At 69.6% G+C, this 10,836-nt stretch carries 11 protein-coding genes; 7 read left to right on the top strand and 4 right to left on the bottom strand.

What is annotated here, in order from left to right; all coding sequences use genetic code 11:
- The 6 genes from AC1D01_RS08905 to AC1D01_RS08880 form a co-directional block, all read left to right on the top strand.
- On the top strand, positions 1–463 hold a 463-nt coding region (locus AC1D01_RS08905; RefSeq protein ID WP_477865689.1), incomplete at its 5' end, for an oligopeptide/dipeptide ABC transporter ATP-binding protein.
- A complete protein-coding gene (locus AC1D01_RS08900) occupies positions 460–1,533 on the top strand; it encodes an ABC transporter ATP-binding protein (RefSeq protein WP_477865688.1) in 1,074 nt (357 codons plus the stop codon). The genes AC1D01_RS08905 and AC1D01_RS08900, both read left to right, overlap by 4 nt.
- 19 nt (positions 1,534–1,552) lie before the next feature.
- Complete coding sequence (locus AC1D01_RS08895; RefSeq protein ID WP_477865687.1) at positions 1,553–3,067, top strand: ABC transporter substrate-binding protein; 1,515 nt, start codon at positions 1,553–1,555, stop codon at positions 3,065–3,067.
- Positions 3,068–3,074: 7 nt separating this feature from the next.
- Positions 3,075–4,016: an ABC transporter permease gene (locus AC1D01_RS08890; protein WP_047507078.1), complete on the top strand. Its 942-nt coding sequence runs from the start codon at positions 3,075–3,077 to the stop codon at positions 4,014–4,016.
- A 2-nt stretch (positions 4,017–4,018) separates the two neighbouring features.
- Positions 4,019–4,897: an ABC transporter permease gene (locus tag AC1D01_RS08885; protein ID WP_477865686.1), complete on the top strand. Its 879-nt coding sequence runs from the start codon at positions 4,019–4,021 to the stop codon at positions 4,895–4,897.
- A 38-nt stretch (positions 4,898–4,935) separates the two neighbouring features.
- A complete protein-coding gene (locus AC1D01_RS08880; protein ID WP_477865685.1) occupies positions 4,936–6,543 on the top strand; it encodes a gamma-glutamyltransferase family protein in 1,608 nt (535 codons plus the stop codon).
- 138 nt (positions 6,544–6,681) lie between these two features.
- Here the strand turns inward: AC1D01_RS08880 and AC1D01_RS08875 are convergent, their stop codons facing one another.
- From AC1D01_RS08875 to AC1D01_RS08860, 4 genes are read right to left on the bottom strand one after another with little or no spacing between them, the layout of a single operon-like run.
- On the bottom strand, positions 6,682–7,425 hold the full coding sequence (locus tag AC1D01_RS08875) for a VWA domain-containing protein (RefSeq protein ID WP_477865684.1): 744 nt from the start codon (positions 7,423–7,425) through the stop codon (positions 6,682–6,684).
- Positions 7,425–8,372, bottom strand: coding sequence for a hypothetical protein (locus AC1D01_RS08870; protein WP_477865683.1), 948 nt, complete (start codon positions 8,370–8,372; stop codon positions 7,425–7,427). The genes AC1D01_RS08875 and AC1D01_RS08870 overlap by 1 nt, the downstream gene beginning before the upstream one ends.
- Before the next feature lie 36 nt (positions 8,373–8,408).
- A complete protein-coding gene (locus AC1D01_RS08865) occupies positions 8,409–9,050 on the bottom strand; it encodes a TerD family protein (RefSeq protein ID WP_477865682.1) in 642 nt (213 codons plus the stop codon).
- Positions 9,051–9,064: 14 nt separating this feature from the next.
- Complete coding sequence (locus AC1D01_RS08860; RefSeq protein ID WP_477865681.1) at positions 9,065–10,264, bottom strand: hypothetical protein; 1,200 nt, start codon at positions 10,262–10,264, stop codon at positions 9,065–9,067.
- 134 nt (positions 10,265–10,398) lie between these two features.
- Here AC1D01_RS08860 and AC1D01_RS08855 point away from each other — a divergent pair, with 134 nt between their 5' ends.
- Positions 10,399–10,800, top strand: coding sequence for a nuclear transport factor 2 family protein (locus AC1D01_RS08855; protein WP_477865680.1), 402 nt, complete (start codon positions 10,399–10,401; stop codon positions 10,798–10,800).
- Positions 10,801–10,836: the final 36 nt, after the last annotated feature.

The following is a 10,836-nucleotide window of genomic DNA, read 5'->3' as shown; positions in this document are numbered from 1 at the left end:
GGCCTGCGAGCCGCGGCTGCTGATCGCCGACGAGCCGACCACCGCGCTCGACGTGACGATCCAGGCGCAGATCCTCGCGCTGATGCGCTCGCTGCAACAGGAGACCGGCACCGCCGTCATCCTGATCACGCACGACCTCGGCGTCGTCGCCGAGGTGGCCGACGAGGTGGTCGTGATGTATGCCGGGCGCATCGTCGAGCGCGCGCCGGTGCAGGCGCTGTTCGAAGCGCCGCAGCACCCGTACACGATCGGCCTGCTCGGCTCGGTGCCGCGGCTCGACGGCGAGCGCACGCGGCTCGCGTCGATCGACGGCCAGGTGCCGAGCCCGCTGCGCCGCCCGCCGGGCTGCGGCTTCGCCGAGCGCTGCCCGTTCGCCGAGCCGCGCTGCCGCGAGGCGGCGCCGGAGTTGTACGAACTGGCACCGCGCCATGAGGCGGCGTGCTGGAGGGCACCGTTGCCATGAGCGATCCCATCGGCGATCCGTTGTTGAAGGTGGACGGCCTGGTCAAGCACTTCCCGGTGCGCCGCGGGCTGTTCGGGCGTGCGARGGGCGCGGTGCGCGCGGTCGACGGCATCGACCTCACGATCGCGCGCGGCGAGACGCTCGGCGTGGTCGGCGAATCGGGCTGCGGCAAGTCGACGCTCGGCCGGCTGGTGCTGCGGCTGATCGAGCCGAGCGCGGGGCAGGTGCGGTTCGACGGGCAGGATCTCGGCGCGCTCGATGCCGCCGCATTGCGCGCGCAGCGCCGCGCGATGCAGATCATCTTCCAGGACCCGTTCTCGTCGCTGAACCCGCGCATGACGGTCGGCCAGACGCTCACCGAGCCGCTGATGCTGCACGGCCTGCACACCGGCCGGCACCGCGAGCGCGTGGCCGAGCTGCTGCACACCGTGGGCCTGGCGCCCGAGCATGCGCAGCGCTTTCCGCACGAGTTCTCCGGCGGCCAGCGCCAGCGCATCGGCATCGCGCGGGCGCTGGCGGTCGAGCCGAAGCTGATCGTCTGCGACGAGGCGGTGTCGGCGCTCGATGTCTCGGTGCAGGCGCAGGTGGTGAACCTGCTGCAGGACCTGCAGCAGCGCTTCGGCATCGCCTACCTCTTCATCGCGCACGACCTGGCGGTGGTCAAGCACATCGCGACGCGCGTCGCGGTGATGTACCTCGGCCGCGTCGTCGAGCTGGCCGACAAGCGCACGCTGTTCGCGGCGCCGCGCCACCCGTACACGCAGGCGCTGCTGTCGGCGATTCCGGTGCCCGAGCCGGGCCTGCTGCGCCAGCGCGTGCTGCTGGCCGGCGACGTGCCGAGCCCCGTCAACCCGCCGGGCGGCTGCCACTTCCACACGCGCTGTGCGCATGCGCGCGAGCGCTGCGCGCAAGAGGCGCCGGCCCTGGAGCTGCACGACGGCCAGGCGGTCGCCTGCCACTTCTGGCGCGAGCTGCCGGCGCTTGCGCCGCTCAAGCCCGCGGCCGCCACCACGCCGGCCAGCATCCGCCTCGCGCGCCTGCAGGCCGCCTTCATCCAAGCCACCCCTTGATCTGTTCCTGGAGTTCACGATGACGTATCCGATGACCCGATGGATCCCCGCGCTGCTGCTGGCGGCCGCGCCGCTGCTCGCGCCGGCGCAGACGCTGCGCGTGGGCCTGGCCGAAGACCCCGACGTGCTCGATCCGTCGCTCTCGCGCAGCTTCGTCGGCCGCGTCGTGTTCAGCGCGCTGTGCGACAAGCTGTTCGATGTCGACGAGAAGCTCGCGATCCAGCCGCAGCTGGCCACCGGCTACGAGTGGTCGGCCGACAGCAAGACGCTGACGCTGAAGCTGCGCCCGGGCGTGACCTTCCACGACGRCGAGAAGTTCGATGCCGCGGCCGTCAAGTTCAACATCGAACGCCACAAGACGCTGCCCGGCTCGAACCGGCGCGGCGAGCTGGCGCCGGTCGCGACGGTCGACGTGGTGGACCCGCTGACGGTGAAGCTGAACCTGTCGGCACCGTTCTCGCCGCTGCTCGCGCAGCTGGCCGACCGCGCCGGCATGATGGTCTCGCCGAAGGCGGCGCAGGCGGCCGGCGACAAGTTCGGCACGAAGCCGGTGTGCGCCGGGCCGTTCAGGTTCGTCGAGCGCGTCGCGCAAGACCGCATGGTGTTCGAGCGCTGGCCGCAGTACTGGAACAAGGACGCGATCCACTTCGACAAGATCGTCTACACGCCGATCCCCGACGCGACGGTGCGGCTGGCCAACCTGAAATCCGGCCAGCTCGATTTCATCGAGCGCGTCGCCTCCAGCGACATGGAGAAGCTGCAGTCCGACAAGAAGCTGAAGACCTCGCGCATCACCGAGATCGGCTACCAGGGCATCACGATCAACCTGGCCAAGAGCGACAAGGCGAAGCAGAACCCGCTGGGCCGCGACGCCCGCGTGCGCGAGGCCTTCGAGCTCTCGCTCGACCGCCAGGGCATCGCGCAGGTGGTGATGGACAACGAGGCGACGGTGGGCAACCAGTGGGTCGCGCCGGGCAACGCCTGGTACGCGAAGAACGTGCCGGTGCCCAGGCGCGACATTCCTCGCGCCAAGGCCCTGCTGAAGGAAGCCGGCATCCCGAACCCGAGCTTCACGCTGGTGGCGCCGACCACGTCGGACGCGCAGCGCCTGGCGCTGGTGGTGCAGGCGATGACGCGCGAGGCCGGCTTCGACGTGAAGATCCAGGCCGCCGAGTTCGCGACCTCGCTGAACATGGCCGACAAGGGCGACTTCGAGGCGCTGGTGCTGGCGTGGAGCGGCCGCGCCGATCCGGACGGCAACCTGTTCAGCTTCCACGGCTGCAAGCAGCCGCTGAACTACGCCGGGTATTGCGATGCCGAGACCGATGCGCTGCTGACCCGCTCGCGCGAACTGCGCGACCCCGCCGAGCGCAAGAAGGTGTTCGAGCAGATCGCCGCCCGCGTGCTGAAGGAGCGCCCGATCGTCTACCTGTACCACCGCAACTGGCTGTGGGCCTACAACGCGAAGCTCGGCGGCGTGCGCAACGTGCCCGACGGCCTGCTGCGCGTCAGCGGCCTCAAATTCGCGCCGTGACCCGCTGATGTTCGAGTACCTCGTCAAGCGCGTCGCGACGCTGCTGCCGACGCTGCTGTTCGTCTCGATGCTGATCTTCGGGCTGCAGCAGCTGCTGCCCGGCGACCCGGCCAAGATCCTGGCCGGCGAAGACCAGGATCCGCAGGTGGTGGCCTACCTGCGCGCCAAGCTGCATCTCGACGAGCCGCTGCCGCTGCGCTATGCCCGCTGGGTGGGCGGCGTGCTGCAGGGCGACCTCGGTGAATCGGTGCGCAACCAGCAGCCGGTGCTCGAGCTGATCCTGCAGAAGCTGCCGGTGACGGTGGAGCTCGCGCTGCTGGCGATGGCGATCGCGCTCGCGATCGGCATCCCGTCGGGCATCGTCTCGGCGGTGGGGCGCGGCACGGCCTGGGACTGGGCGGCCAATGCGTTCGCGCTGTGGGGCATCTCGACGCCGAACTTCTGGCTCGGCATCCTGATGATCCTGCTGTTCTCGGTGCAGCTCGGCTGGCTGCCGGCCTCGGGCTACGTGAGCCCGTTCGAGGACCTGGGCGCGAACCTGGCTGCGATGATCATGCCGGCCTTCGTGCTCGGCAACGCGATCGCCGCGGTGCTGATGCGCCACACGCGCAGCGCGATGCTGCAGGTGATGTCGGCCGACTACGTGCGCACCGCGCGCGCCAAGGGCCTGAGCGAGCGCACCGTGGTGCTGAAGCACGCGCTGCGCAATGCGCTGACGCCGATCATCACGCTGGGCGCGCTGGAGCTGGGAACGCTGCTGTCAGGCGCGGTGCTCACCGAGCAGGTGTTCACGATCCCGGGCTTCGGCAAGCTGGTGGTCGATGCGGTGTTCAACCGCGACTACGCGGTGGTGCAGGGCGTGGTGCTCGTCACCGCCAGCACCTACATGCTGCTCAACCTGCTGGCCGACCTGGCCTACTTTGCGGTCAACCCGCGACTGAGGCGCTGACGATGGCTGCCGTGCTTCCTCTCCCCGTTGCGCCGCGTTCCGAGGCCGGCCCGTGGCGCCGCGCCTGGCGCCGGCTGAAGCGCCGCCGCGGCGCGCTGCTCGGCCTCGCGGTCGTGCTGCTCTTCATCGCGATCGCCTTCTTCGCGCCGTGGTTCGGCCTGCAGGATCCGGTCGCCACCAGCTGGAGCGCGATCCGCAAGGCGCCGAGCGCCGAGCATTGGTTCGGCACCGACGAGATCGGCCGCGACGTGCTGTCGCGCGTGGCGTGGGGCACGCGCGCGTCGCTGCTCGCCGGGCTGGTGTCGGTGAGCATCTCGCTGCTGCTGGGCGTGCCGATCGGGCTGGCCGCGGGCTTCCTCGGCGGGTTCGCCGATGCGCTGATCTCGCGCATCACCGATGCCTTCCTCGCGTGCCCGTTCCTGATCCTGGCGATCGCGCTGGCGGCCTTTCTCGGGCCGAGCCTCTCCAACGCGATGATCGCGATCGGGGTGTCGGCGACGCCGATCTTCGTGCGGCTCGCGCGGGCGCAGGTGCTGAACGTGAAGGTCGAGGATTACATCGAGGCGGCGCGTGCGGTCGGCAACCCGCCGTTGCGCATCGCGTTGCGACATGTGCTGCCGAACATCACGCCGCCGGTGATCGTGCAGGCGACGCTCGCGATCGCGTCGGCGGTGATCGCCGAGGCCAGCCTGTCATTCCTCGGGCTCGGGCAGCAGCCGCCGGCGCCGAGCTGGGGCAGCATGTTGAATACTGCGAAGAACTATGTCGACTCGGCCCCGTGGATGGCGATCTGGCCGGGCGTGTCGATCTTCCTGCTGGTGCTGTCCTTCAACCTGCTCGGCGACGGGCTGCGCGATGCGCTGGATCCGCGCCAGCGATGATGAATTCCCGGATTGGCATCCGGGCTACGGGGCTCCCTATGAACTTTGACTGGACGAATCCCTACCCCACCATCCGCAGCCCGCTGATGGCCCGCAACGTCGTCGCGACCTCGCAGGCGCTGGCTTCGCAGGCCGGGCTGCGCATGCTGCTGAAAGGCGGCAATGCGGTCGATGCGGCGATTGCCGCGGCGGCCGCGTTGACCATCGTCGAGCCGGTGTCGAACGGGCTCGGCAGCGACAACTTCGCGATCCTGTGGGACGGCAAGGCGCTGCACGGGCTCAATTCGTCGGGCGTCGCGCCGGCCGCGTGGACGCCGGACTACTTCCGCCGCAAACACGGCGACAAGATGCCGATGCGCGGCTGGGACGCGGTGACCACGCCCGGCGCGGTGGCGGGCTGGATGGCCTTGTCGGAGCGCTTCGGCAAGCTGCCGTTCGCCGACCTGCTGGAGCCGGCGATCGAGCTGGCCGAGCGCGGCCATGGCGTCGGCCGCATCGTCTCGGACAAGTGGGGTCGCCAGGTGCCCGGCCTGCAGGACCAGCCCGGCTATGCCGAGGCCTTCATGCCGCGCGGGCGTGCACCGGAGCCCGGCGAGCGCTTCGTGTTCGCGGCGGCCGGAGCCACGCTGCGGCAGATCGCGCTGACGAAGGGCGAGGCGTTCTACCGCGGCGAGATCGCCGAGAAGCTGGTGGCGCACGCGAAGGCGCACGGCGGCAGCATGGCGCTGGCGGATCTTGCGAACTTCCGGCCCGAGTGGGTCATGCCGATCCGCAAGGATTTCGCCGGCCACACGGTGCACGAGATCCCGCCGAACGGGCAGGGCATCGCCGCGCTGATGGCCATGGGCATGCTGGAGCGGCTCGACCTGGCGCGGTACCCGGTCGACAGCGTCGAGTCGCAGCATTTGCAGATCGAGGCGATGAAGCTCGCGTTCGCCGACACCTACCGCTGGGTGGCCGACGCGCGCGCGATGACCGAGGTGACGGCCGACGACCTGCTGAGCGACGGCTACCTCAGCGAGCGCGCGAAGCTGATCGACCCGAAGCGCGCCGGCGACCCGGCGCACGGCACGCCGCCTGCGGGCGGCACCATCTACCTGAGCGCGGCCGACGAGCGCGGGATGATGATCAGCCTGATCCAGTCCAACTACATGGGCTTCGGCAGCGGCGTGGTGGTGCCGGGCACCGGCGTGAGCCTGCAGAACCGCGGCTATGGCTTCACGCTGGACGAGAAACACCCGAACGTGGTCGCACCGGGCAAGCGGCCGTTCCACACCATCATCCCCGGCTTCCTGACGCGCGACGGCCAACCGCAGATGAGCTTCGGCGTGATGGGCGGCAACATGCAGCCGCAAGGCCACCTGCAGACGCTGGTGCGCATGCTGGTGCACCGCCAGCAGCCGCAGGCGGCCTGCGATGCGCCGCGCTGGAAGGTAGGCAACGGGCGGGCAGTGGATTTCGAATCGACGATGGCACCGGCGCTGGTCGATGGGCTGAAGGCACTCGGCCACCGCTTCGAGCCGACGCCCGATGCGTACATGGACTACGGCAGCGGGCAGTTCATCTGGAAGCTGAGCGATGACCTCGAAGACGGCTACGTCGCGGCCAGCGATTCACGGCGGGACGGGCAGGCGGCGGGGTATTGAGTGAAGGCCCGGCGGTTGCAAAGAAACACCGTTCGCCCTGAGCTTGTCGAAGGCCCCGCACGCTTCGGGCACAACCCTTCGACGGACGGGCCTTCGGCAAGCTCAGTCCCTGCTCAGGGCGAACGGAGCGTCACGCGCTCACCCCTTCAACCACGCAATCAACTCCCCATCGATCAACTGCTCGTTCAACTCCTCGTCCGACTGCGCGACGAACTTGCGCAGGTTGTGGATGGCCTTGAAGCCGGTGTTGCCGAACTGGTCGCCGATGCGATCGAGGAACGGGAAGGTCGAGCCCTGGTTCGAGATGCCGAGGAACAGGAAATAGACCTGGTCCTGCCGCTGCTCCGATTCGCGCAGCACGCGCATCGTGCGCTCCTTGTCGGCGTTGTCGCCGTCGGTCGCGACGATCACCAGCGAGCGCTTCTTCGCGACGGGGATCACCTCGTCCTTCTGCCCCATCAGACGGCCGAAGAAGCCCGCCTTCTTCTCGATCGGGCCGGCCCAGCCGAAGTGCTTCAGCATGCGCTCCAGCAAATGCGAGTAGTCGGTGCCGCCGTTCCAGCCCGGCACCTTCGCGATGATGTTGTTCGCGACGTAGCCGTCGTAGTTGCCCGCGTCGACCGAGCCCACGTCGTGCACGCCGTTCGCACCCGACGAGAAGGTGAAGACATCGACCTTCCTGTCCGGATCGAACGCCAGGCCCCAGGGCACCAGCCGCGTCAGCAACTGGTCGGTGATGCCGGCGCGGTGCTCGTCCTCGAACGAGCCGGAGACGTCCAGGCCGAAGCCGACCTCCAGCGCGGGGGGCTGGGTGACGCCGGCCTTCTCGAGGCTCAGGACCAGCGTGCGGGCGGACTTTTCGAGGTTCAGGGTCAAGGCCATCAGAGGGCTCGCTTCAGGGTTTGCAGGATGTCGTGGAGTTTCTCGGCCGCGAGGAAACGCTGGGTCTCGCTGGGCCGCGAGGCCAGGCCGGCCAGCTGGGCGTGGACCGCGGGCAGCTTCAGCAGCACGCCGTCCTGCACCCAGGTCATCAGCTCCTGCAGGCGGCTCGCGTCCTGCGCCAGGTGCAGGCGGTGCTCCTGCAGCATCGCCTGCGAGCCGGTCAGCGACGTGAGGCGGGCCAGCAGCAGGCCGCCCGCGTCGGCGCCGAGGTGGTCGAGCAGGTATTCAGCGGCCAGCGCGCTCGCTTCCAGCCGCTGGCCGCAGGCCAGCACCGGCTGCCGCAGCAAGCCGAGCGCCTGCAGCTGATCGGACAGCGCCGCACGAGAGGCGCCGAGCAGCGCCTCGAGCTGCGCGACCTCGGCTTCGTGCCCCGCCCACACGGCAGCGGCCGGCTTGCGGAAGAAACCGCCGTCCAGCGCTTCGAGCACGTCCGACAGCAGCTCGTGCAGCCGGCGCAGGTGCTGCGGCACGCTGCGCGTCGTGGCCTCTTGCGCAAGCTGCAGGCGCTGGCGGATGAGCGCGGCGAGTTCTTCCTGCTCGGGCATGCCGAAGCGCAGCCAGCCGCTCGCATCGAGGCTTTGCACGTGCAGGCCCGCCAGCACGCCCTGCGTGCGCTGCAGCGCCGCGGCCTCGGCGTGCGGAAAGCGGCGTGCGAGCTCGGTCAGCGGCACCTCCACCGGCTTGCGCTGCACGCCGGGCAGCGCCGAGGCGGCGAAGACGGGGGGCGCGGCAACGACCGGAGTCGCCGGCGCCGATGGCATCGCCGTGACCGTCCGCGTGGACCCAGGCAGCACCGACCCCGGCAACACCGTCGGCTTGACGGTTCCCGGTGCCGGCGCGGGTTCGGGCCCACCCGCCCCGCCGATCACGGTGACCTTGATGCTCATGCCATGCGCCAGCCGCGCAGTCTCACGAGCGCCGCATCACGAGAAGTGGCCCAGCACCTGGTTGAAGTCGCTGTTGAAGCCGACCCCGACGCCGACGAAGGACGAGCCCGAGGCCTCGACCATGATCGAGCCCATCTGCACGCCGACGAACTCGCCGAACTGGTCGGACAGGCTCACGTTCAGCAGCTCCTTGCCGAGCGCGTTCTCGACGACGACGCGCGCGTTGCGCACGGTGCGGAACGAGCGGCCGGAGCCTTGGGGATGGATCATCGCGACCAGCGGGATCTCGATCACGCCGGCCGCCGGCGGCGCGAGCCGGTCGGGCTGGATCGACACCCACTCGTCGTCGCCGGTGGCCAGGCCGTCGGTCGCGTCGGGGCTGTGGACGAGCGCACCGCCGTGCACCGAGAAGGTCTTGTCGGCATTCAGCGGCAGCGTGCCGGTGGCCTGGCCGCGGATCGTGCGCTGCACGTTGTAGGTCGACAGGATGTCGCCGAAGCTCGACACCTTTGCGCCGCCGCCGGTGTTCACGGCCACCAGCGCGTGCAGGTCGATGTCGGTGTCGCCGTCCCAGGCCAGCCGCACCTTGAAGCGCTCGCCCTTGTCGAGCGACAGCGACAGCTTCGGGGCGGCATCGCCGGGCTTGGTCAGGTTGAGTTTGAGCGAAGGTGCGGTCATGGGGGCAGCGCTGATCAGCGGGTGAGGGTGTAGGACTGGGCGGCGACGGTGGCGGCGGGGTTCAGCCCCTTGCCGAGGGTCAGCATGTCTTCGCGGGCCTGCGCCATCAGCGCGCGGGCTTCGTCGAACTTGCGCTGGTTGGTGTCGCGTGCGGCATCGACCAGGGCCACGAGGTTCTGCGTGTCGGCCACGACGGATTGCAGCTGCTGCGCCTGTGCCAGCCGGTTGTTGCCCGGCGCGGTGGCAGCGTTCTGGACGGCATCCTGCATCAGGATGCTGCGCACCCGGTTCAGGTTGCGATCGAGGTCGGCACCCTGCTGGCCCAGGCGCTGCAGGTCCTGCACCATGCGCGCGCCGTGGATGGTCAGCAGCGTCATCTTGATGCTCGCGAAGCGCGAGGCCATCGTCGTCGCCAGTTCCTGCAGCGTCGCGACGCCGGCGTTCTGCAGCTGGCGGATCACGAGCTGGTCGGCCGGCAGCTTGCTCAGCGTGCCTTCGACGGCGAGCGCGCGCGATTCGAGCGACTGCAGCTTGTCGCGCAGGTCGTGGCGGCGCTGCGGGTCGCCGGCGAGCACGGGCTCCAGTGCAGCGACCTCGGCGCGCGCCTTGGCCAGCGCGCTGTTCAGGAAGACGGCGTCTTCAGCGAAGGCGACGAAGCTCTTGCGGTACTCGGCCTTCACGGTGTCGAGGTGGCGCAGCTCCTCGTTGAGGCGGGTCATCTCGGTGCGCAGCCTGGTCTCCATGCCGGCGATCAGCTCGGACAGCGCCTTCGAGCGGCCCGATGCGATGCGCGCCGCCTCTTCATAGGCCCGGCTGGCGGCTTGGCGCAGCGACTTCCGGTTGAAGAGGCCGAGGATGCGCGCCAGCAGCGACGGCTGCGCGTTCAGGATGCGGTTGGCCAGCTCGGGCAGGTTCTCGTCCTGCACATGCTGGTTCAACGATGCGACCAGCGTGAACAGCTGCGGCGAGGTGCTCTTGTCGATGCGCGAGAGAAAGCCGTCGAGCGTGCGGTTCAGCGCCAGCTCGGGCTCCAGGGCCAGCGAGGCGATGTCGTGCTGCGAGATCTCGGTGAACCGGAAGGCGTCGACCCGGGCCAGCAGGCTGTCCTGCTGCTGCGGCGACAAGGCCAGCGGGAAGTTCTGCGGCAGGCTCAGCTGCGGGTTCGTCGCCAGCGACGCCGGCGAGGTGGCCACGAGGGCGTTGGGGTCGGTCATGGGCGCCATTCTCATACAAGCGCTGCGGATGTAGGAGCACACCTACGGGGGAACCCCGCCTTCTCCGATGTCCCTGCCGCACAGGAGTCGCAGGATGGAAGCCTGTTCCTGATCGAGCCTGAAAGGAGTTCCTCATGCCGACACCGCAGAAGACACTGATCGACCTGGAGAAGAAGTTCTGGCAGTCGATGGTGAACCAGGACACCGACACCGCGCTCGCGATGCTCAGCGAGCCCTCGCTGATGGTCAGCTCGCACGGCGCGATGAAGTTCGACCACGCGGCCTACCGCCAGATGGCGGAGCACGGCAACATGGTGATCACGTCGTTCGAGCTGAGCGACGTGGAGGTGGTGTTCCCGAACGACGCGACGGCCATCGTGACCTACCGCGTCAAGCAGGGCGTCGCGCCGCGCGGGGAGAGCAAGGCCACGCAGCAGGTGATGAACGACTCGTCGACCTGGGTGAAGAACGGCGGCGGCTGGCAGTGCGTGATGCACACCGAGACGCCGGCCGAGGGGGCGCCGACGAAGCACTGAGGGGCGAGGCTGGCGGGGCCTGCCGATGCCGGGAAA

Source organism: Rhizobacter sp. P3_B12 (genome assembly GCF_056402895.1).
Note: the sequence above shows the minus strand (reverse complement) of the source record. Positions and strands in the feature narration are given on the sequence as shown.